General features: G+C 74.0%; 22 protein-coding genes. 6 read left to right on the top strand and 16 right to left on the bottom strand.

What is annotated here, in order from left to right; all coding sequences use genetic code 11:
- Positions 1-48: 48 nt before the first annotated feature.
- The gene (locus K7I03_RS29540) at positions 49-909 is read left to right on the top strand and encodes a hypothetical protein (protein ID WP_224347277.1); all 861 of its coding nucleotides are present in this window, start codon (positions 49-51) and stop codon (positions 907-909) included.
- A gap of 437 nt (positions 910-1346) precedes the next feature.
- Here K7I03_RS29540 and K7I03_RS29535 read toward each other — a convergent pair whose 3' ends face one another.
- Both K7I03_RS29535 and K7I03_RS29530 read right to left on the bottom strand, forming a co-directional pair.
- Positions 1347-2348, bottom strand: a complete 1002-nt coding sequence (locus K7I03_RS29535; RefSeq protein ID WP_185940785.1) for a helix-turn-helix transcriptional regulator — start codon at positions 2346-2348, stop codon at positions 1347-1349.
- Positions 2349-2570: 222 nt separating this feature from the next.
- The gene (locus K7I03_RS29530) at positions 2571-2930 is read right to left on the bottom strand and encodes an RICIN domain-containing protein (protein WP_185940784.1); all 360 of its coding nucleotides are present in this window, start codon (positions 2928-2930) and stop codon (positions 2571-2573) included.
- A gap of 754 nt (positions 2931-3684) precedes the next feature.
- Here K7I03_RS29530 and K7I03_RS29525 point away from each other — a divergent pair.
- Entirely contained in the window at positions 3685-4092 is a 408-nt protein-coding gene (locus K7I03_RS29525) for a DUF3224 domain-containing protein (protein WP_185940783.1), read from the top strand.
- Between the two features lie 61 nt (positions 4093-4153).
- On the opposite strand, the gene K7I03_RS29520 is transcribed toward K7I03_RS29525, so the two are convergent.
- The 6 genes from K7I03_RS29520 to K7I03_RS29495 all read right to left on the bottom strand — a co-directional run bounded on the left by K7I03_RS29520 (position 4154) and on the right by K7I03_RS29495 (position 8902).
- The gene (locus tag K7I03_RS29520) at positions 4154-4573 is read right to left on the bottom strand and encodes a hypothetical protein (protein ID WP_185940782.1); all 420 of its coding nucleotides are present in this window, start codon (positions 4571-4573) and stop codon (positions 4154-4156) included.
- A 541-nt stretch (positions 4574-5114) separates the two neighbouring features.
- Entirely contained in the window at positions 5115-5801 is a 687-nt protein-coding gene (locus K7I03_RS29515) for a uracil-DNA glycosylase (RefSeq protein ID WP_185940781.1), read from the bottom strand.
- 132 nt (positions 5802-5933) lie between these two features.
- The gene (locus K7I03_RS29510) at positions 5934-6701 is read right to left on the bottom strand and encodes an SDR family oxidoreductase (protein ID WP_185940780.1); all 768 of its coding nucleotides are present in this window, start codon (positions 6699-6701) and stop codon (positions 5934-5936) included.
- A 26-nt stretch (positions 6702-6727) separates the two neighbouring features.
- Positions 6728-7489 (bottom strand): 3-oxoacyl-ACP reductase FabG, encoded by a 762-nt coding sequence (fabG, locus tag K7I03_RS29505; RefSeq protein ID WP_185940779.1) that lies wholly within the window; start codon positions 7487-7489, stop codon positions 6728-6730.
- 154 nt (positions 7490-7643) lie between these two features.
- Positions 7644-8066, bottom strand: coding sequence for a DUF3037 domain-containing protein (locus tag K7I03_RS29500; RefSeq protein WP_185941037.1), 423 nt, complete (start codon positions 8064-8066; stop codon positions 7644-7646).
- Between the two features lie 8 nt (positions 8067-8074).
- Positions 8075-8902 carry a HipA family kinase gene (locus K7I03_RS29495; RefSeq protein ID WP_185941036.1) on the bottom strand — a complete coding sequence of 276 codons (828 nt, stop codon included), beginning with the start codon at positions 8900-8902 and terminating at the stop codon, positions 8075-8077.
- Positions 8903-9110: 208 nt separating this feature from the next.
- On the opposite strand from K7I03_RS29495, the gene K7I03_RS29490 reads away from it, so the two are divergent.
- A complete protein-coding gene (locus K7I03_RS29490; protein WP_185940778.1) occupies positions 9111-9701 on the top strand; it encodes a hypothetical protein in 591 nt (196 codons plus the stop codon).
- A gap of 43 nt (positions 9702-9744) precedes the next feature.
- Here the strand turns inward: K7I03_RS29490 and K7I03_RS29485 are convergent, their stop codons facing one another.
- Positions 9745-10854 carry a DUF6183 family protein gene (locus K7I03_RS29485; protein ID WP_185940777.1) on the bottom strand — a complete coding sequence of 370 codons (1110 nt, stop codon included), beginning with the start codon at positions 10852-10854 and terminating at the stop codon, positions 9745-9747.
- A 9-nt stretch (positions 10855-10863) separates the two neighbouring features.
- Positions 10864-11832, bottom strand: a complete 969-nt coding sequence (locus tag K7I03_RS29480) for a LysR family transcriptional regulator (protein WP_185940776.1) — start codon at positions 11830-11832, stop codon at positions 10864-10866.
- A 74-nt stretch (positions 11833-11906) separates the two neighbouring features.
- On the opposite strand from K7I03_RS29480, the gene K7I03_RS29475 reads away from it, so the two are divergent.
- Positions 11907-12929 (top strand): DMT family transporter, encoded by a 1023-nt coding sequence (locus K7I03_RS29475; RefSeq protein WP_185940775.1) that lies wholly within the window; start codon positions 11907-11909, stop codon positions 12927-12929.
- 705 nt (positions 12930-13634) lie between these two features.
- Here the strand turns inward: K7I03_RS29475 and K7I03_RS29470 are convergent.
- Positions 13635-14966 (bottom strand): aminotransferase class I/II-fold pyridoxal phosphate-dependent enzyme, encoded by a 1332-nt coding sequence (locus K7I03_RS29470; RefSeq protein ID WP_185940774.1) that lies wholly within the window; start codon positions 14964-14966, stop codon positions 13635-13637.
- Positions 14967-15001: 35 nt separating this feature from the next.
- On the opposite strand from K7I03_RS29470, the gene K7I03_RS29465 reads away from it, so the two are divergent.
- Positions 15002-15757 carry a pyridoxamine 5'-phosphate oxidase family protein gene (locus K7I03_RS29465; protein WP_185940773.1) on the top strand — a complete coding sequence of 252 codons (756 nt, stop codon included), beginning with the start codon at positions 15002-15004 and terminating at the stop codon, positions 15755-15757.
- On the opposite strand, the gene K7I03_RS29460 is transcribed toward K7I03_RS29465, so the two are convergent.
- The 4 genes from K7I03_RS29460 to K7I03_RS29445 all read right to left on the bottom strand — a co-directional run bounded on the left by K7I03_RS29460 (position 15744) and on the right by K7I03_RS29445 (position 19565).
- A complete protein-coding gene (locus K7I03_RS29460; protein WP_224347276.1) occupies positions 15744-16871 on the bottom strand; it encodes a DMT family transporter in 1128 nt (375 codons plus the stop codon). The genes K7I03_RS29465 and K7I03_RS29460 overlap by 14 nt on opposite strands.
- A 224-nt stretch (positions 16872-17095) precedes the next feature.
- Positions 17096-18247 carry an EamA family transporter gene (locus K7I03_RS29455; protein ID WP_224347275.1) on the bottom strand — a complete coding sequence of 384 codons (1152 nt, stop codon included), beginning with the start codon at positions 18245-18247 and terminating at the stop codon, positions 17096-17098.
- A gap of 12 nt (positions 18248-18259) precedes the next feature.
- On the bottom strand, positions 18260-18802 hold the full coding sequence (locus K7I03_RS29450; protein ID WP_224347274.1) for a Clp protease N-terminal domain-containing protein: 543 nt from the start codon (positions 18800-18802) through the stop codon (positions 18260-18262).
- Positions 18803-18947: 145 nt separating this feature from the next.
- Positions 18948-19565: a PadR family transcriptional regulator gene (locus tag K7I03_RS29445; RefSeq protein WP_185940772.1), complete on the bottom strand. Its 618-nt coding sequence runs from the start codon at positions 19563-19565 to the stop codon at positions 18948-18950.
- 318 nt (positions 19566-19883) lie between these two features.
- On the opposite strand from K7I03_RS29445, the gene K7I03_RS29440 reads away from it, so the two are divergent.
- Positions 19884-20711 (top strand): PhzF family phenazine biosynthesis protein, encoded by an 828-nt coding sequence (locus K7I03_RS29440; protein WP_185940771.1) that lies wholly within the window; start codon positions 19884-19886, stop codon positions 20709-20711.
- A 15-nt stretch (positions 20712-20726) separates the two neighbouring features.
- Here the strand turns inward: K7I03_RS29440 and K7I03_RS29435 are convergent, their stop codons facing one another.
- A complete protein-coding gene (locus K7I03_RS29435; RefSeq protein ID WP_185941033.1) occupies positions 20727-21464 on the bottom strand; it encodes a CPBP family intramembrane glutamic endopeptidase in 738 nt (245 codons plus the stop codon).
- Positions 21465-21489: the final 25 nt, after the last annotated feature.

The following is a 21489-nucleotide window of genomic DNA, read 5'->3' as shown; positions in this document are numbered from 1 at the left end:
CCCTGAGGGGAATCCCCAACCCTCGCCCGCTCGGGCATGGTTGGGCGGATGTCCAGGATCCCCATGACCGCCGTTCTGATGGTGGCCGCGCTGTCGGCCACCTCCGGCTGCGTCTCCCTGTCCGGCCACCACGCGCCCCGTCCCGGCCCCGCCCGGGCCGGCTGGGACCTCCGGCAGGAGCGCGACCGCGAGTCGCTGGCCAGGACCGGGCCGGAGCCGCGGGGGACGGACGGGCCCGGGGCGCCGGGCGTGCCGGGAACGGGGACGCCGGGCGTGCCGGGAACGGGGACGCCGGGCGTGCCCGGGGTGCCCGGGGTACCTGGGTTACCGACGCTGCCGGGGCTCCCCGGCCTCCCGGGGGCGGCCCTTCCGGGATCGGGCTTTCCAGGATCGGGCCTTCCGGGATCCGACGTGCTCGGCCCGCCGTTCGCACCGTCCGCCGTCCCTCCGGCCGGGGCGGGCACGGCGCGGCGCGACGGGCCGTCGGCGCCGTACCGCGGCGGGCCGGACACCCGGGGGCCCGCCGCTCCCCCGCCGTCCACCGGCGGCGCCGCCACCCCCGAGCGCCGGCGCTCCTCGCCGAGCGCGAACGGCCGGGCGGACGACGACCACTCCGAGGCGCCCCCGCCGCCGGCCGCCCCACCGCCGTCCGAACACCACGCCCCGCCGCCCCCACCCCGGGCGGCCCCTCCCCCGGCCCGCCCCCAGCCCCGCCCCGAGCCGGAACGCCCCCACCCGGCACCCGCGCCGGCACCCGAACAGCCGCACCCCGCGCCACCGCCCCGGGGCCGCATGGGCACGTGCGCGATGGGCGAGCAGTACGGCCGGTGGCAGCCGGGCAGCGACGCGTCGCGTATCTGTCACCAGGTGTACGGCCTCGGGGAACATCGGAACAGCCGTTACCGGTGAGGATGATGCTGGCCGTCCACCACAGCGATCCACTTCGTCACTGGGGTTCGGTGCATCGCCTCGGGCCTGATCCGGGGCCGACTACGGTCCGGCTCGTGCCAAGATCGACCGGAGGGACAAGGTCTGGTCTGTCGAGAAGCTCGCCGCTTACGTAGAGCGTCACTTCACTCAGGCAGACGGGTCACGGAGCCCGACGAGCCTCCCGGCTCGGCGGCCGCCCGGCCCGGCCTTCCTCGACCCGTCGCGTCGACCGTGCGGTCGGCCGCCTTTCGGCCCGCCGACCGTCCGCCCGGGCCGGTCCCCCGGCCCCGGCGGCGACGCGACGCGGCGGACCCGCCCGACGACGCTCGACGACGCCCGACGGTCGCGCGGACGCGGCCACAGCCGCGCGGCCCGTCGGCCGCCCGCTTGGACGGCCCGGCTCCCGAGGCCCCGCCTCAGCCCCCGGCGGCGTACCGCGCGGCGAGGGCCGTCGCCGCCGCGGCGACCGCCGCGCGCAGTTCGGGCGGTGCCAGCACCTCGGCCTCGGCGCCGAGGCCTAGCAGGTCGCAGACCGCGACCGGCAGGGATTCGACCGGGAGCGTGACCTCCGCCCACCCGTCCGCGTCCGCGGCCCCCGCCTCCGCCGCGGCCCGGGACCCGGCGGCGCCGAACTTCGCCGGCAGCAGCCGGAGGACGCCCGGTGAGACCCGCAGCCGGGCCTCGCCCTGGTAGCGCATCCCCTCCAGGCGGCGGGAGGTCTCCGTCCAGACGGCCGCCAGGTCGAAGCCGGCCGGGCGCTCGAAGCGGCCGGGCAGTGGCTCGACGGCGAGGACTCGCGAGACACGGTAGGTGCGGGGGGTGTGCGTCTCCGCATCGTCCGCCCCCTCAGCCGTCACCGCGCGGGCGACCAGGTACCAGATGCCGCCCTTGAGGACGAGGCCCAACGGGTGCAGTTCCCGGCGCACTTCGCCCTTCCAGCGCCGGTAGTGCACGCGCAGGGCGCGCTGCCGCCACACCGCGTCGGCGACGGCCGCGAGGTGTGGCACGGGCTCGGCGTCGCGGAACCAGCCGGGCGCGTCCAGGTGGAAGCGCTCCGCGACGCGCCGCGCCCGCTCCCCCATGCCGGTGGGGAGGGCGGCCTCCAGCTTGAGCCGGGCCGCGGCGAGGTCGGCGCCCAGGCCGAGTTCGGCGGCGGCGCCGGGCACGGCGGCGAGGGCGAGGGAGCCCGCCTCGTCCTCGGTGAGGCCGGTGAGGCGGGTGCGGTAACCGTCGAGCAGCCGGTAGCCGCCCGCCGGGCCGCGGTCGGCGAGGACCGGGACACCGGAGGCGCTCAGCGCCTCGATGTCCCGGTAGACGGTGCGGACCGAGACCTCCAGCTCCGCCGCCAGTTCGGGGGCGGTCATCCGGCCCCGGTTCTGGAGCAGGAGGAGCAGCGAGAGAAGGCGATCGGCGCGCATGCCCGCATCGTCCCACCTCCGGTTTCCCTACCTGACAAGAGGCAGCGCTCGTTCGGGACCTGTGGTGACTCCAGGTCTCGCCGAGCTACACCGCGCCCAAGGAAGGGCCGACGCCGATGGTTCAGCTGACTTCTGAGTACCTGTCCTCGTTTTTTACAGGGCCGGGCCGGCACCAGCAGCCCCGGATCCAGGCCGTTTAGCTACCAGCAAGACCGTGTGCTGCTATTGGTGGTACCAGCGCTGGTTCGCGCCGCCTGTACAGTCCCACATCCAGACGAGCGCACCGACTTCATCCCTGGAATACATAACGTCCAGGCATTTTCCGTTCATTCGGCTGCGTATCTGCTGGCCGTCCCAGTACCACTTCTGGTTGATGCCACCGTCACAATTCCAGGTGTTCACGGCAGCACCATTGTCGTTGCGGAAGGCGTAGATTTCCAGGCACTTCCCGTTGAGCGAGGTGCGCAGCTGCTCGCCGTCCCAGTACCACTGTTGTTGCGGACCGCCGTTGCAGTCCCACATGAGGACCGTGGCGCCGTCTTCTTGGTGGAAAGCGTATACATCCAGGCACTTGTTGTTCATGGCCGATCTCAGGAGCGGGCTTGCGAGGGGCTTGTCGACCAGGGACGGATGCCTCGGTGCCGCAGAAGACCATGGGGCAGCGAAAACACTACCCACCATGAGGACAATGGCCGCCAGCAGTGGAGCAGATCTTCGCGCTCTGGACATGATTCTCCTTGAACGGACTCGGCGTTCACTGATGGGATCTGTCGCGAGCATGGATCAGAAAGTCGCGTACATGTCATCAGGTGCGCCGGAAGGGCCGACAGCCACATTCGGGCCAACTTCCGGAAAGCACCCGGAAAGAACATGCAGCCGACAGACAGCGACCCTCTTGAGCCCAGCGTCGAATCGATCTCGAGACCGACAGCGATCCTCGCTCGGCGGCACGTGGTCTGCGATCTCCTCGGCGGCCCGTGCCGCTTGGCAGGGGACCGTGGCGGTCGTCCCGGGGCCTGCGTCCGCCCTCCGGCTGGGGCTGTCGTCGCTCCTCTCCCGCAACGGCACCGCTCTGCGCGGGGACACCGCTCCTCCGTGTGAGCACTCCAGGCACGCCCGATCCGAGCAACCCCCTGGCGGACGATGGGGAGTCCGCCTCAGTACGGAGGTGGACTCTCTGTGGACTTTGATCGTGCTGTTGCCTCTCGATCGCCCAGGAGAACCGGGCTGCCCCCTTCACCACGAACCTGACAAGAGGTGTCAGGTAAGGGCGGGATCCTGTACGGGAGCCGCCCGGGCCGTACGGGCGGCAACCCGATCCGGGAGGAACCGCCGTATGACCGCGCACACCGACTCCACGTTCACCTTCCTCGACTGGGACGAGCACGAGCTCGGCCGGACGGAGGGCGGCACCCGACTTGCCCGGGCGACCGTCCGCAACACGTACACCGGCGCCATCGAGGCGGCGGGCACCCACTGCGCGTACACCATCGCCTACGCCCCGGACGGGACCGGCACCTTCTCCGGCTACCAGCTCTTCGAGGGCGCGGTCGCGGGGCGGAAGGGCGGCTTCGCGGTGCGCGAGGAGGGCACCTTCGACGAACGGGGCACGGTGCGCTGCTCGTTCGAGGTGGTGCCCGGCTCGGGGAGCGGCGAACTGGCCGGCCTGACGGGCCGCGGCTCGTACACGGCGGAGCACGGCGTCAAGGCCGTGCCCTACCGGTTCGAGCACTCCGCCCGCTGACCGATTCCGACCAGGCCGGGGGCGGTGTAGGTTCCGCGCTTGCGAGAGCGGTTCCGCGTGATCATGAGCACGGATCGAGCAATTCCTTCGGCGCCGCCTTCGCCGCCTTCAGCAGGTTCGGCAGCTCGTCGGCGAGGTCCGCGATGGCGAAACCGGACGTCACCGGGCGCCGGGCGATGACCGCCGGTACCGTCAGATCGCTCAGCCGTGCGGTGCGTACGGTCTCCCGGTACGCGGTCCCCCACTGCCCCAGTTCCTCCGCGTCCACGACCGTGGCCAGCGCGTCCACCAGCAGTTGCTCCAGGTCGGTCAGGGCCCGGCTGCCCTGCGCCTCCGCGCCGTGCAACGCGACCCCGAACAACAGGTTGCCGTACTCCTCCGCCGTGACCGCCGCCCACGTCCGCAGGCTCGAACTCTGCCCTGTGAGCAGGGCCTTCAGCCGCTCGATCCGGTCCTGCGACGACTGCGTTTCCGCGCTCATCAACCGCCCTCTCTCTCGACGTCCGGTACGTCTCGCGCACCGGTCAACGCAGTCACCCAGCTTGATCAATAGCGGCTCGCCTCGGGAGGGAAACCGGGTAAACGCGCAGGAGTAGGCGCGAATGGGGCGCGAGGAACGGAAAAGGCGGGGTTGCGCACGCGTTGCTACCCCCTATAGCAGCGGATCCCCGGTTGGCGAAACCGGGGGTCCTCCGGCTCATTGTCCTTCCACCGCCCCCCCCCGTTCAGTCCGTGGAAGGCCCCCCTCGTGCCCCAAACCACCCGCCACACGGTTCCGCTGCCGACGCCCTCACGCCCGACCGGAGGTGAACACAGGACCATCGCTACGCAGAGCGACCCTCGATGGCTCCCCGTTCAGGCGTTCTGCTCATGATCCGCATCCTCGCGCAGTGCTCGTCTCCTGCGGAATCCACTATCGCCGCAGGACCCAGTGCTCACGAAGCTTCGGTCCCTACAGGCGGCCCCGTTCGGATCTACAGGACCGCCCAGGTCTCCGGATCCGCTCAGATCTCCGGATCCGCTCAGACCTCCAGGTCCGGGATCTGCCAGTCGATCGGCTCATGCCCCTGGGCCGCGATGGCCTCGTTGATCTGGGTGAAGGGGCGGCTGCCGAAGAACCGCTTGGCCGACAGCGGCGAGGGGTGGGCGCCCTTGACGACGGCGTGCCGCGACTCGTCGATCAACGGGAGCTTCTTCTGGGCGTAGTTGCCCCACAGCACGAAGACCGCCGGGTCGGGCCGCGAGACGACGGCGCGGATCACGGCGTCGGTGAACTTCTCCCAGCCCTTGCCCTTGTGGGAGTTGGGCTCGCCGCCGCGCACCGTCAGCACCGCGTTGAGCAGCAGGACGCCCTGCCGGGCCCAGGGCATGAGGTAGCCGTTGTCGGGCACGTCGTAGCCGAGCTCCTCGCGCATCTCCTTGTAGATGTTGCGCAGGGAGGGCGGCGTCTTGACGCCGGGGCGCACGGAGAAGCACAGGCCGTGGCCCTGGCCGGCGCCGTGGTAGGGGTCCTGGCCCAGGATGAGGACCTTGACCCGGTCGTAGGGGGTGGCGTCCAGGGCGGCGAAGACCTCGCCGCGCGGCGGGTACACCGGCGCCTTCGCCCGCTCGTCCTCGACGAAGTCGGTCAGCTCCTTGAAGTAGGGCTTCTCCAGCTCCTCGCCGAGGACTGCGCGCCAGGACTCGGGCAGTACGTCGGTGACCGTCACTTCAGCAACCTCCGGGGTCGGTTCTCGATGGGGTCCGGGTACTCCTGGACCTCGCCCGAGAACTTACCGGTGACCACTGACAACGCCCTCCGCGCGGTCTCCGGGGCCCTCGCGGACCCCGGTCCCCACCGCTCAGACCCCGGCGTTGAGGAACAGCCCCCCGTCGAGGACGAGCGTCTGCCCGGTGATCCAGGCCGCCGCGTCGGACAGCAGGAACGCCACCGCGCCCGCCACGTCCTCGGGGGCGCCGAGCCGGCCGAGCGGGTAGCCGGCGGTGGCCTCCTCCTCGCGCCCCTCGTACAGGGCGGCGGCGAACTTCGTCTTCACCACGGCGGGCGCGACGGTGTTGACGCGGACGCCGGGGGCCATCTCGTGGGCGAGCTGGAGGGTGAGGTTGGCCAGGGCGGCCTTGCTCATGCCGTAGGCGCCGACGAAGGGGGAGGCGGAGAGCCCGGCGATGGAACCGACGTTGACGATCGCCCCGCCGTTCTCCTTCTGCCACGCCCGCCACGTCTGCTGGGCGAAGCCGAGGGCGGAGACGACGTTGGTCTCGTAGACCTTGCGGGCGACGCCGAGGCCGGTCTCGGTGATCGGCCCGAACACCGGGTTGGTTCCGGCGTTGTTGACGAGGTGGTCGACGCGGCCGAAGGTCTCCATGGCGCGTGCGACGGCGGCGGCCTGGTGGGCCTCGTCGTGCGCCTTGCCGGGCACGCCGAGCGCCCGGTCCTCGCCCAGCCGGCCGACGGCCTCCGCGAGGGCGGTGGCGTCGCGGCCGGTGATGACGACGCGGTCGCCGCGGGCGACCAGGGCCTCGGCGATGGCGTACCCGATGCCGCGGCTCGCCCCGGTGACGAGCGTCACCTTCCCGTCGGCGGGGCCGCGGGTGTCCTCGGTGGTCATGGCTGCGCGTCCCCTTCCAGTCGAGTTCAGTCGAGCGGCCCGCCGGCCACGTACAGCACCTGGCCGGAGACGAAGCCGGCGTTCTCGCCGGTGAAGAAGGCGATGGCGTGGGCGACGTCGTCCGGCTGCCCCACCCGTCCGACGGGGATCTCGCCGGCCGCCGCGGCCTGGAGGTCCTCGAACCCGATGCCGATCCGGGCGGCGGTGCCGGCCGTCATGTCGGTGGCGATGAACCCGGGGGCGACGGCGTTGACGGTGACGCCGAACTTGCCGAGCTCCTTGGCCAGGGTCTTGGTGAAGCCCTGCAGACCGGCCTTGGCCGCCGAGTAGTTGGCCTGGCCCCGGTTGCCGAGGGCGGAGCTGCTGGAGAGGTTGACGATCCGGCCCCAGCCGGCGTCGACCATGTGCTTCTGGCAGGCGCGCGCCATCAGGAACGCGCCCCGCAGGTGCACGTTCATGACGGTGTCCCAGTCGTTCTCGCTCATCTTGAACAGCAGGTTGTCGCGGAGCACCCCGGCGTTGTTGACGAGCACGGTCGGCGCGCCCAGTTCGGCGGCCACGCGGGTGACGGCGGCCGCGACCCGGTCCGCGTCGGAGACGTCGCAGCCGACGGCGAGGGCCTCGCCGCCGGCCCGGGTGATCTGCTCGACGGTGTCCGCGCAGGCCGCCTCGTCGAGGTCGAGGACGGCGACCGCGCGGCCTTCCACGGCGAGGCGCAGGGCTGTCGCGGCGCCGATGCCACGGGCGGCGCCCGTGACGACGGCCACCCGCCGTTCGCTGGTCAACATGGGGACTCTCCTCACCTCGGGCGGCGTCCCCGGCCGGTGCGAGCGGGCCGGGCGGCCCCTCGGACGGTGGGTGAGCAACCGCTCAGTAGCTTCGGCCGATCAGACGCTAGAAGCCCCGCCACCCGCTGTCAACGCCCCGCCGGGCGGCCCCGGCTCACCGGACCAGCAGGTCGAGCAGCCGCTCCGGCTCCCCACTCGGGTCGAGCGTCAGCCCGGTGTGCACCGGGCCCGGCTGGACGACCGTGCTGCGCGGCGCGATCAGCCAGCGGAAGCGGCGTCCGGCGTCGTCGCAGGCGGCCTGCCCGGCCCGCTCGCCGCCGGCGCAGACGCCCTCGACGGCGCGGAGCGCGGCCCGCACCCCGGCGACGTCCACCGCGGGGTCGAGCGCGAGCAGCCGGGCCTCGTCGAGGTGGACGCGGGCCTCGACGAACGACCGCGCCTGGCAGTAGACGACGACGCCCGCGTTGATCTGCTCCCCGCGCTCGACGCGCGGCACGACCCGCAGCAGCGCGTACTCGAAGACGTCCCGCTCCTTGACGTCCTTCGGCCTGACGCCCTTCGTCCTGACGTCCTTCATACGGTCCGTCACTTCCCGGCCTTCCTGTGGTCCAGCCTGACCCGCACCCACTCGGGCGCCTGCGAGGGCTTGTCGGCGCTGCGTTCGCCGAGCGTGATCCGGTCGCCGATGCCGGCCGCCCGGGCGAGCAGCACCTCGACGTAGGCCCGGCGCACCGCGTCCGGCCCGCCGAAGCCCGGCTCGTCCTCCAGCCAGACGTCGGGGACGGCGGCGACGACCTCGGTCAGCAGCTCCTCGGTGACGCGCGGGGCGAGTTCGGCCGTCGCGGCGGCGAGGTCGGGGGCGAAGGTGGCCAGAACGTGGTCCGAGGCGTCGTACCCCTTCTCCGCGGCGGCGCCGGCGGAGGGCCAGTTGTGGTGCCAGATCATGGTGGCGCCGTGGTCGATCAGCCACAGGGCGCCGTGCCAGACCAGCAGGTTGGGGTTGCGCCAGGACCGGTCGACGTTGCCCACCAGGGCGTCGAACCACACCACGCGCCCGGCCTCGGCGGCGTCCGTCTCGAACGCCAGCGGGTCGAAGCCGAGCGCTCCGGGCAGGAAGTCCATCCCCAGGTTGAGGCCGCCGCTCGACTTCAGCAGCGCCTGCACCTCCTGGTCCGGCTCCCCCCGCCCGATCACCGGGTCGATCCGCACACCGACCAGATCGGGCACCCGCAGCCCGAGCGCCCGGGCGAGCCGCCCGCACACCACCTCGGCCACGAGCGTCTTGCGCCCCTGCCCCGCCCCGGTGAACTTGACGACGTACGTCCCGAGATCGTCTGCCTCGACGACCCCGGGCAACGACCCGCCCTCCCGCAGAGGCGTGACATAGCGGGTGGCGGTGACCTCAGGCAGCATCACCCCAGGCCCCACAGCTCTCTCGGCTCGCACCACATGACCCTCTCCCGACGGGCGCTCCGGGCAACCGGCCGCGACCACCTCGGGCGCCGGCTTCCGGTATGAAGTGAGCATAGTAACCGAGCGTGACCGGCGGTGGGGAGCGGCGCGGTCCCGGTCCGGGCCCTCCCTCCGCGATCGGGCACACGGCCCGGCCGACAGTGGAAGGATGCGCTGGGCAGGCGGCGGGTGCCGCGGCGGCGACCGCATGGCGGGGGTCGTCGCCGACGCCCGTGGCGGACCCACGATGGAGGGGACAACCATGGCTCAGGACGCCGACACCGTGCCCGGCGAGGCTCTCCTGTACACGGACGACCTGACCGAGGCGGACGTCATCGCGCTGACGGAGTTCCTCGGCCGGCGGCTGGAGGAGGTGGCCGGCCGTCACGCCGAAGGCAGCGACGAGCACGCGGCCGCCGTCGGGTTCTCCCGGCTCGTCGCCATGGACGGCCTGCAGCTCCGCGACTACGTCAACGCGTGGCGGGACGTCGAGCACCGGCACGAGTACCCCGTGGCGGAACACGTGCTCCGGCAGGAGATCCACTTCGGTTGGATCCACCTGTGCCAGGCCGTCGCCGGGTGGAGCGGCCACGCCGGTTTCAACGCCGCGCGCTGGCGGGTCCTGCGGTACTCCTGCCCGCAGCACCAGGAGTTCGTCGAAGCGGCCCGGGCCGGCGAGTGGACGTCCGCCGAACCCTCCGGCCCGTATGAGCCCGAGGAATCCGCCAAGGGGACGTGGCGCCCCACGGCACACCCGTGACCGACCGCCGGCGCACGGCCGCGCGGCCGCCGCGGCCGCGCGCTCAGTCGGTGTCGGTGGCGGCCAGCACGGCGATCCGGCGGCCGTCGGGGGACAGTGCCGCGATGCCGTAGTCGTTGCCTATCTCGTTGTGGAACCACTCGGAGTCGGCCTCGAAGCGGAGCCAGGTGCAGGCCGCCGCCTGCCGCTCGACCTCCGCCGGCCCGGCCTCGGGTCCCGCGCCGGCCAGTCCGGCGAGCGACCACCAGGCGGACAGGCGGCCGTAGGCGCCCAGGACCCCCGGGCCGTACATCGCGGTGTGGGAGGCGGTCTCGTACAGCAGGTGCCAGACCTCCTTGAGGGTGCAGGGGGCGAAGACGAAGCGGTCGTCCTCACCCAGGCCCTCCAGGCAGTCCATCGGCAGCGAGGCGACGACCCCGGGGAACGCCTCCGGCGTGACGGGCCGCTCGGTGGTGAAGACCCCGACGTCGTGAGCGCCCCAGTTGCCCTGTTCCGGAGGCCCTGTGATCAGCTCGGCGAGCCGCGGGGTGGTGGCGACGGTCATGGGGTGCCCGGCTCCGGCGCGGCGGGCGGCGGCGTCGAGGGAGACCGGCGAGCGCAGGCTCGAACACCCCGGGCTCGCGGCGCCGTTGTAGTGGCGGCTGGGGAAAGCGGCGCCGTGTTCCATCTCCGCGAGCGTGTCCGGGAGCCAGGACAGGCCGTTCCAGGGCTCGCAGAAGTGCGTACCGCCCGTCACGCGGTGGATCTCGTCGGCCCGCACACCGCGCAGCAGCAGTTCGTGGAACAGGCAGCCGCGCAGATCCTCGAAGACGTTCTCGCTCGTGTAACACAGGGCGGGCTCCAGGTCTTCCACGCTCTGGGCCTCGGCGAGCAGGGAGGCCAGGAACCGCGCCCCGGACGGCGTGCCGGCGTCCGTGGACTGGGCGGTGCGGTAGACGTGCAGCAGCTGCTCGACGAACTGCCGTCCCGGGGTCAGCGCCAGGGCCCGCAGGACCTGTGCGAGGCGGTGGTCGAGGTCACGGAGGCGTTTGTGCGCTGCCGCGCGTTCTCGCGCCAGAGCTTCGCCGAGCGCGGTGAGCCGCTCCACGTCACGTGCCTGTCCCCAGATGATGGCCGCGTCCCACGGCAACTCGTCCATCTCTGCCACATCCATGGTCCGTCCTCACTGCGCGCGGGATTCCGTACGACTCCATGATCCGTCAGGGGGATCCGCCGGCGGGCATGAGGTGGGGGCGAGCTCCCGTCCGGCCGCGCGCAGCGCGTCGACCGTGGCGCGGACGGACGGCCGCGCGCCCGCGTCGGCGCGCCAGACCGCGAACACATGACGGCACATCGCCTCCCGCACCGGCACCATGCGCACCCCGGCGGGGAGTGGACCGCGGCCCAGGCGCGGGGAGACGACGACGCCGAGGCCGGCGGCGACGAGGACGAGCTGGGTGTGGTGCTCGTCGGCCATGTGCGCGATGCGGGGCTCGACGCCCTGGGCGCGCAGGGTGCCCAGCAGCCAGTCGTGGCAGAACTCGCCCTTGGGCCAGGAGACCCACTCGTCGTCGGCGAAGTCCTCCAGGAGGACGTCCGGGCGGTCGGCGAGCGGGTGCCCGGCGGGCACGGCGACGTCCACGGGGTCGTCCAGGACCATGGCCTTGGACAGCCCGGCGGGCAGGGGCATCGGCCGGTTGGTCCAGTCGAGGACGACCGCGACGTCGAGGTCGCCGCGTTCGATCCGCCGCACGGCCTCCTCAGGGCGCATCTCCTCGGTGGCGACCGTGAGGTGGGGGTGGTCGGCGCGAAGCCTGGTCAGGGCGGCCGGGAGCACTCCGCGGACGGCGGTGGGGAAGGCGCCGAGCAACAGCCGGCCGACGGCCCGGCCCCGCTGCGCCTCCAGGTCCGACCGGGCGAGGGCGACCTGCGCCAGGATGCGCTCCGCGTGGGCGGCGAGCAGCCGGCCGGCGTCGGTGAGGCGGATGCCGCGGCCCTGCCGGGCCAGCAGCCGCTCGCCCGTCTCGCGTTCCAGCTTGGCCAGTTGCTGGGAGACGGCGGAGGTCGTCACCCGCAGTTCCGCGGCGGCGGCGCTGACGGATCCGTACCGGGCGACGGCGTCCAGGGTGCGCAAACGCTCCAGATTCAACATCTCAGCGATGCTACGTGAATGTGCGTACGATAATTTGCTTGTTCTAAGAGGTCCGGTCGGACATCTTGAGCCGCATGAGCACCGTCACCCCACGTCCCCCCACGGCCGCCCCAGCCGCCCCCTCCCTCTCTCCCTCTCCCTCACGCGTCTCCGCCCTCTCCGCCCTCTCCGCCGTCGACTGGCGCGTCCGGTTCGGCGCGCTGGCCCTCGTCTGGGGCTTCAGCTTCCTGTTCATCCGGCTGGGGACCGACGGGTACGCCCCGCTCTTCGTCTCCCTGGGCCGCATGCTGTTCGGTACGGCGGTGCTCGCCGCGGCCCTGCTCGTCAAACGGGCCCGGCTGCCCCGCGCGGCGCGGACCTGGGCGCATCTGACGGTGGCGGCGTTCCTCCTCAACGTGCTGCCCTTCTCCCTGTTCGCCTACTCCGAGCTGCGCATCCCCTCCTCCCTGGCGGGCATCTGCAACGCCACCACGCCCCTGTGGGGCATGGTGTTCTCCCTGGTCGCGCTGTCGGAGGACCGTCCGACCCGGCGCCGGTTCGCGGGGCTGCTCCTCGGCTTCGCGGGGGTGCTCGTGGTACTCGGCGCCTGGAACGGCTTCTCCGGACAGGACCCGTGGGGCACCGTCATGGCGCTGACGGCCTCGGCCAGTTACGCGATCGGCTGGATCTACGTGCGGCGCACGCTGTCCGGCACAGGCGACTCGCACCTGTCCCTGTCCACCGGCCAGTTGCTGGTGGGCACCGCGCAACTCGCCGTCGTCGCCCCGCTGGCCGCGCCCCTGCCGTCCGCCTTCCACCCGGTGTCACTGCTGGCGATCGCCGCGCTCGGGGCGCTGGGGACCGGCATCGCCATGCTCGTCCAGTACGGGCTGGTGGCCGAGGTGGGCCCGACGACGGCGGCGCTGAGCACCTACTTCATCCCCGTCGTCGCGACGGCCGCCGGGGCCGCGCTGCTCGGCGAGAACCTGACCTGGAACACACCGGTCGGCGCCCTGATCGTCCTGGCGGGCGCGGCCTTGACCCAGGCCCGAGGCACCTCGCGGGCCGGAAACGCCAGCAGCGCCTCGGCAGCCGCGCGAGACCGCGACGGCGCGTAGCGGACCGGCCGTGACGCGGCGGCGGCTCGCGCATGCCGCCGCGCGCCAGGGCTTACGGCGCGGAGACCCGCAGGCGCCTACAGTCACGCGGAACCGCGACGACACGTAGCGACGACGGCAGCTCGCGTGTTGCCGCCGCGCCCCAGAGGCGTACGCGCGCACACCCGCAGGCGCCCCAACAGCCACGCCGGACGCGACGACACGTACAAGTGCCGGCACATCGCGGCGCCGGGCGGGCGCGCGACGGTGTCGGCTCGCGCGTGCCGTCGCGCGCCAAGGGCGTACGACGCGCACACCCGCAGGCGCCCCAACAGCCGCACGGGGCCGCGACGCTACGTAACGACGCTGGGCGATGCGCGCGACGATGGCAGCTCACGTGTTGCCGCCGCGCGTCGGAGGCGTATGGCGCGGACATCTGCAAGCGCCTCAGCAGCCGCACGGACCGCGACGACACGTAGCGGCGCCGGGCGAGCGCGCCGCCGCCTTGGCTACGGCACCGGCGCCGTAGGCGCGGCGGCCGACGCGCCCTGCTGCCGGCGCCGGCCGGGCCGGCCCGGCCACAGTGCCCCGCGAACTCGCCCACACCGCGCGCACCGCGCGCACCGCGCGCACCCGCACCACACTGCGGCCCGGCCCGACCGAGCGTCAACACCCCGCAGCCCTCACCCCCCTCCGCTCTCCCCTCCCGTCCCCTCGCCCCCCCTCTCAGCCGTGACGCCCCGTCACGGCCGGCCCGATAGCGGCCGCCAGCGCGTCCGCGACCGGCTCGACATCCTCCGGCCCCAGGGCGGACACCGTGATCCGCACCCCGGGCGGCGAGGCGAGCCGGAAGCGGGCACCGGGCGCCACCGCGTAGCCGGCGCGCATCAGCCGGGCCACGGCCCCCGTCTCGTCCGGCACCGGCAGCCAGACGTTCATCCCGCTGCGTCCGCGCGCCGCCAGCCCCCGCTCCCGCAGGGCGCGGACGAGCGCGTCGCGCCGGCGGCCGTACGCGGCGGCCGTCGCGACCGGGTCGACGGCCCCCGTCCGCCACAGGTGGAGCACCGCGTCCTGGAGGACGTGGCTCACCCAGCCGGGCCCGAGGCGCTGCCGCCCCCGCACCCGGTCCACGGTCACGGCGTCGCCGGTGAGCACGGCGAGCCGCAGGTCGGGGCCGTACGCCTTGGCGACGGAGCGGACGAAGGCCCAGTGCTCGGTGACGCCGCCGAGCGGGTGCGCGGGCGCGTCGACGATGCCGTGCCCGTGGTCGTCCTCGACGAGCAGCACGCCGGGGTGGGCGGCGAGGACGGTCCGCAACTCCCGGGCGCGGTCCGCGCCGACGAGCGCGCCGGTGGGGTTCTGCGCGCGGCAGGTCACGACCAGGGCACGGGCGCCGCCCTCCAGGGCGCGGGCGACCGCCTCCGGCTCCGGCCCGTCGTCGTCCACCGCGACGGGGACGGGCCGCAGACCGAGGGCGGGGACGAGGTCGAGGAGGCTGCCCCAGCCCGGGTCCTCGACCGCGACGGCGTCGCCCGGGCGCAGATGGGCCGCCAGCACCCGTTCCAGCCCGTCGAGGGCGCCGGAGACCACCGCGACCGGCCCGTCGGGCACGCCGTCCGCGTCGAAGGCGACGCGCGCCATCCGCTCCAGCTCGGTGCCGACCGGCGGTTCGCCGTACAGCACCGGGGTCCGGGCCGACCGCTCGGCCGCCGCGGCGAGCGCGGCGCCGAGCGGCGGCAGCAGCGCGGGATCGGGGTTGCCCGTCGCCGCGTCGCGCACCCCGTCCGGCACCTCCACCGCGATGAGCTCGCGGGGCGTGCTGGCCGGGCGGGGCCGCACCCGGCTCCCGCGCCGGCCGGCCGTCTCGATCACCCCCCGGTCGCGCAGGATCCGGTAGGCGGACGCCACCGTGTTGTGGTTGACGCCCAGCTCGACGGCCAACTCCCGCAGCGGCGGCAGCAGTTCCCCCGGAGGGAGGCGGCCGTCGCCGACGGCGCGTTCCACACTCTCCGAGATCTCCGCTGCGCGGCGGCCCGTGATCCGATACTCTCCTAGCACAAACTCGATTATGCACTAGTGCAATGGAGTCCGCAATGTCTTCCCCGCTCCCGGCCTCGGTCCCGGCTCCGTCCTCATCGCCGTCCCCGGCTCCCTCCCCGTCTCCGTCCCCGACCTCGCCCCAGGTCCCCTCCCCCGGCGGAACGTACGAGCGCACCGCCCGTACCACCCCCACCCGCTACCGCGACCGCGCCTCCTACGACCGCGAACTGGTCCACGCCATCCTCGACGACGGCTACCTGTGCCACCTCGGTTTCGTCCGCGACGGCGCGCCGGTCGTCCTGCCGACGCTCTACGGACGCGTCGGCGAGCGGCTGTACGTGCACGGCTCCACTGGCTCCGCCCCGCTGCGCGCCGCCGGGGAGGCCGCCGAGGGCATACCCGTCTGCGTCACCGTCACCCACGTCGACGGCCTGGTGCTGGCCCGCAGCGCCTTCAACCACTCCGTCAACTACCGCTGTGTCGTGGTCCACGGCACCGCCCGCCGCGTGACCGACCCGGAGGAGCTGACGACCGCGCTCGACGCCCTGGTGGACCAGGCGGTGCCCGGCCGGGCGGCGGACTCCCGGCCGGGGTCGCCCAAGGAGCTGGCCGCCACGGCGGTGCTGCGCGTCGACCTGGCGGAGGTCTCCGCCAAGGTCCGTACCGGCGGCCCCGGGGACGATCCGGAGGACCTCGCCCTGCCGTACTGGACGGGCGTCATCCCCGTGACCACCGTGCGCGGGACGCCGGTCCCGGCGGACGACCTCGCCCCCGGCACCCCGCTCCCCGGCTACCTCACGCCCCGCTGACCGGCCCGGCGGCCGCCCCGGCCTCCGGCCCCCCGGCCGGCTCACCGACTGACCCGCCGACCGGCTCACCAGCCGGAACGGCCGCCCCGGACCGGGCGGTTCGCCCCGCCCCGCGCGTCTCCACCAGGGCCAGCCCCGCCACCGCGGCCATCAGCACCACCGTGCCCAGGACGGTCGCGGCCGTCACCCGCTCCCCCAGCACCGTCACGGCGATGACCGCGGCGGTGACCGGCTCCAGCAGGGTGATCACGGTGGCCGTGGTGGCGCGCACCGCCTGCAGCCCGGTGAAGAACAGCGCGTAGGCCAGCGCCGTCGGCACGGTCACCAGGTAGCCCATCAGCACCAGCGTGCGCCCCAGCCCCTCGGCGCTCGGCAGCACCCCGCCCGCCAGCGCGAACGGCAGCAGGAGCACGGTGCAGACGCCGAACGAGGTCAGGGTGGTGGTGAAGGGGTCCGTCGCCCGGCCCGCCCGGCCGAGGTGCCGGGCGTGGACGGCGAACAGCGCGTACCCGGCCGCCGACAGCAGCGCCAGCGCCACCCCGGCCGGCCGTACGGTGGCCGAGCCGCCGCCGAGCACCAGCACGGCCAGGCCGGCGAGGGCTCCGGCGACGGCCAGCCGGCCGCCCGCGCCGAGCCGTTCGCCCATCAGCAGCCGGCCGCCGAGCGCCGCCAGCACGGGCGCGGCCCCCAGGGTGACGACGGTGCCGACCGCCGTCCCCGTGGCGTCCACCGCCGCGAAGAAGGCCGCGTTGAACACGGTGAGCCCGACCCCGTTGACCAGGGCGGCCGTCACCCTGCCCCGCCGCGGCCCGGCCGGCCGCGGACGCCCGGCCGCGCGCCGCGAGGGCACCAGGAACCGTACGGCCAGCAGCAGCGCGAAGCCGCCGGCGCAGCGCCAGAAGGTGAGCGCGACGGGGTCGAGGCCGCTGCTGTCGATCGCCAGGGTCGCGGTGGCCCCGGTGGTCCCCCAGGTGAGGGCGGTGAAAGTGACGTAGAGCAGGCCGCGCCCGGCGGACGGGATCCGCGGGCCGCCGGGGCGCACGGAAGGAAGGCCGGAACGAAGGCCGGAACGAAGATCGGTAGGAAGGGAAGACGACACGGAAGTGTCGGACATGGCTGTTCTCCCGCTGAAGACGTGAAAGGTCGCGTGGTCTTCGAACGCGGGCAGCGGCCGACACCCGGGCGCGTCATCGCGCACCGGGCCGGTCACCCGGAAGAGGTCCGGGAAACCCCCAGGGACCGGATCACAGGTGATCGGGTGGGAGGGGGGGGAAGGAAGGGCCGCCCGCGCTAGGCGGCGGGAGGCGGAAGAACAGCACTCGTAGGCATGATCACATCTTAGGACCGCGGCGCGCCGCCGGACAACTCCCTCCCGCCGGGCCCGCCTTCCGCCTCCCGAAGGCCACCCGGAACACCGTCCACGAGACCGTCCCGGAGGCCGTCCACGAGACCGTCCGGGAGGCCCTCCACGAGACCCTCCCGGAGCCCGCCTGCCCCGTCACCCCCACCACCCCGTACCCCACCCTCCCGCGGCGCCGAGCGCTGGGCGACGAAGGCCCCGAGCAGCACGACCGCGCCGCCCACCAACTGCGGGACGGACAGCCGCTCGCCCAGCAGCACCCAGGCCAGCACGGTCGCGACCACCGCCTCCAGACAGGCCACGACCCCCGCCACCTGCGGGGACAGCAGCCGCACCGACACCACCCCGGTCAGGTAGGCGGCCACGGTGGCGATCAGCACCAGCCAGATCAGCAGGACGACGGCCGGGACGTCCCCGCCGTGCAGTTCCGCGCTCCCGGCGAGCACCCGCGCGTCCATGCCCCAGGGCCGCGCCACCACCGTGAGGAGGAGGGCGCCGAAGAGGAAGCCGTAGGCGATGACGCCGATGGGGTCGGCGGACTCGGCGTCGCCATCCCCGTGGTCGGACAGGACGAAGTAGCCGACCTGGCAGACGGCCCCGCCGAGGGCGAGCAGCAACCCCAGGGCGTCGAACCGCAGCCCGGACCACACCTCGACCACGCAGGCCAGCCCGCCCACCGCCAGCACCACGCCGGCCGCCGCCGCCCGCGACACCGCCCGCCGCCGGACGAACCGCACCCAGCACAGCACCAGGGCTGGGGCCAGGTACTCGACGAGCAGGGCGACACCGACCGGGATCCGCGAGATGGCCGCGAAGTAGCAGGCCTGGACTCCCGCGACGGCCAGCAGACCGAAACCCGCGAGCAGCGCGGGACGGCGCGTCACAAGCGCACGGTGCCGCCACGCGACGGGCAGCAGCACCAGGGCCGCGCCGGCGGACCGCAGCCAGACCACGTGGAGCGGGTCGAGCCCCGCCTCGATCAACGGTTTGGCCGCGACCCCCGAACCACCGAACGCGAGCGCGGAGATGAGGGCGAGGGCAAGCCCCGTCCCCCTTCCGCCGGACGACACGCCGGAGAAGACACCGGACAGCACGCCGGACCGCAGCCCGGACCGCAGTTCCTTCCGCATCGACGCATCATGTCAGGCTCCGACAGGACCGTCACCGGTGTGGCTCCTGACCCATCGGCCGGCGGCCGGCCGGAAGCGCAGCCCCTCCGCGTCGATCCCGGCGTGTTCCAGCACCTCCACGGCACGGCAGCGGGGGTCGAGGGCGAGCGCGGCCAGCAGGTCGAGCCCCTCGACCGGGCCCGGACCGCGGACGGCGGCCCGCGCGTACGCCTCGCCCATGGCGATGGCCGCGGCGGGCGACCAGCCGGGAACCCCGCCTTCCGGCAGCAGCGGCAGCGCCAGGGAGTCCTCGACGGAGCCGCGCCAGCGCAGGCCGTAGCCGATGCTGCGCTGCACGAGGTAGCCGAGCAGCCGTACGACCCGGTCCGGGCCGCCGGGCAGCGCGAGCCGGGTCTCGGGGTCGGCCTCCAGCAGGGAGTGCAGCAGGTGGGCGGTGTCGATCTGCCGGTCACCGTCGCGCAGGGCGCGCCGACGGGCACCGGCGACCGCCGCCGCCACCTCCGTGCTCAGCGGCACCTCGTCCGCCCCGCCGATGTCAGGTGTACGGCTTTGCACCCTCCCACCCCATCAGTCCAGGGCGCCGGAGGCATCCCCGGGCGGAAGCATTCGCGCGTCCCCCTCCGGTTGGGCGCGGACACCCGTGCGCTCCTCCTTGAGGAGGAGACGCACGGGTGGTGTCCCCCAAGGGACCGACGACGGGTCAGTCGCCCTCGGCGAGGATCAGATAGAGCTTGCGGCGCGTCTCGTTGACGACGGCGAGCGCCTGCTCCCGCTGCTCCGCGCTGCCGGTGCGCCAGACCTGCCCGAACGCCTCCATCAGCGCGAAGCCGGCCTGCCTGACCTCCTGCGCGGTCTCGCGATCGGCACCCCCGGCGACCTGCTCCCAGGGGGCCGGGGAGCCCGCGTCGGCCTCCGCGCGGCCGTCCTCGGTGAGCGCGAACAGCTTCTTGCCACCCTCGCTCGCACTGCTGATCAGCCCCTCGTCCTCCAGCAGTTGCAGGGTGGGGTACACCGACCCGGGGCTGGGCCGCCACGCACCGCCGCTGCGCTCCGCGATCTCGCGGATCATCTCGTAACCGTGCATCGGCCGGTCCTTGAGCAGCGCCAGGATCGACGCCCGCACATCACCGCGCCGCGCCCGGCCGCCCGGCCCACCGCGCCCCCGCCCCCCGAACGGGGGCCCGCCGAAGGGCGGCCCGAACGGCCCGAACGACCCGAAGGCCCGCCGCCCGCGCTCACCCCTTTCACCCCTTTCACCAAGTCCGCCACCACCACGCCGACCGAAGCCGGGGTGCTCGTGACCATGGGAGTACCGCATATCGCTCCTCCAGTTCATCGATCGTTCGCGATGCTTCGACGATATATCGGTAACGCTCGCACGACAAGCCCCCGCCGGTCGCGGACCGGCCCCTTCCTTGGCTCTTCGGACGCTGTCCGCGCGGTCGGCATGTGTACGGTTGCCCCCGGACCGACGAGCAGACCGCTCCCGACGGGGTGGGGCTCGTGCCCCCAGCGGCGGGCCGTCGCACGCCGACCGCCCCGGGGCCCCGGCGGCCCGTACCCCACCGGGCCGAACGAGGCCACCTCCCGGCGATTGGCCGTGTCGGGAGCCGTCCCCGCGCCCTACGGTCCTGCCATGCGAATCCGAATCGTCGACGCGTTCACCGACCGCCCCTTCGCCGGCAACCCGGCCGGCGTCATGCTCTTCGACGGCCCCTTCCCCGACGACGACCGGCTCCAGGCCGTCGCCGCCGAGGTCAACCTCTCCGAAACGGCGTTCGCCCGGCCGCTGGACGGCACGGGCGAGCGGGACGAGGGAGAAGCGGACTGGGCGCTGCGCTGGTTCACCCCGTCCACCGAGGTCGACATGTGCGGCCACGCCACCCTGGCCGCCGCACACGTCCTGCACACCACCGGAGCCGCCACCGGAACCGTGCGCTTCGCCGCCCGGTGTGGTGTGCTCACCACGACGGCGCACGACGACGGTTCCCTGACGCTGGACTTCCCGACGTCCTCGCTCACCCCGCTGGCCGTCCCCGACGGGCTGGCCGAGGCGCTCGGCGCCGCGCCGCTGAGCGTGCACGACACCAGCGGCCACATCGGCGACCTGCTCGTCGAGCTGTCCGACGAGCGGACCGTCCACGCCCTGACCCCCGACTGGCGCGCGCTGGCGGGCCGGTCCCGCCGGGGGATCATCGTCACCGCGCCCGCCGCCGACCCCGCCCTCGGCTACGACTACGTCTCCCGCGGCTTCTTCCCCAACGTCGGCATCGACGAGGACCCGGTCACCGGCAGCGCGCACACCGCGCTGGCCCCCTTCTGGGCGGCCCGCCTCGGCCGCACCGAGCTGACGGGCCTGCAGGGCGGCGCCCGGCGGGGACGGGTCCGCACCGCGTTGCGCGGCGACCGCACGCTGCTGACGGGCCGCGCCGTGACGGTGATCGACGGCGAGTTCCTGGTCTGACGGGGGCCGGGCCGCTCACGCCGTCGGCAGCCACCCCACCTTCCCCGCGAGCAGCGCGTACCCGGCGAACGCCACGATGTCGATCAGCGCGTGCGCCGCCACCAGCGGCCCCACCCGCCCCCACCGCCGGTAGAGGAGGACGAAGAGGACGCCCATCGCCACGTTCCCGAGGAACCCCCCGACGCCCTGGTACAGGTGGTAGGACCCGCGCAGCACCGCGCTCGCGGCCAGGGCGGCCAGGGGCCCCCAGCCCGTCTGGCCCAGCCTGCGCAGCAGGTAGCCGACGACCACGACCTCCTCCAGCACCGCGTTCTGCACGGCGGAGGCGATCAGCACCGGGAACTTCCACCACACGTCCGGCAGCGACTCGGGCACCACCGTCAGGTTGGACCCGGCGGCCCGCGCGCCCAGGTAGAGCAGCAGCCCCGTGCCGCCCACGACCGCGGCGACGGCGGTGCCGCGCGCGAGGTCGGAACCGGGGCGGCGGCGGTCGAAGCCGATCGACCGCAGCCCGGCGCCCTCGCGCGACAGCAGATGGGCGACGAGGAGGACGGGCACCAGCGCGGTCGCGATGCCGAACAGCTGCCAGGCCAGGTCGAGCCAGGGCCGGCCGGGCGCGTGGGAGGTGTTGAGCCGGGCGGCCTGGTCCTTGAGCCCGCCCGGCCGGGTGAGCGCGCCGATAAAGCTGATCAGCGCCGAGACCCCGCTGGCACCCAGGGAGAGGGCCAGCACGAGAACGGTCTCGGTACGCAGCGTCCGCCGCGACGGTACGGCGGCG

Origin of the sequence: Streptomyces mobaraensis (assembly GCF_020099395.1) — a bacterium.
In the GTDB taxonomy this organism is placed as follows: domain Bacteria; phylum Actinomycetota; class Actinomycetes; order Streptomycetales; family Streptomycetaceae; genus Streptomyces.
This window is presented reverse-complemented; position numbering and strand designations above follow the sequence as displayed.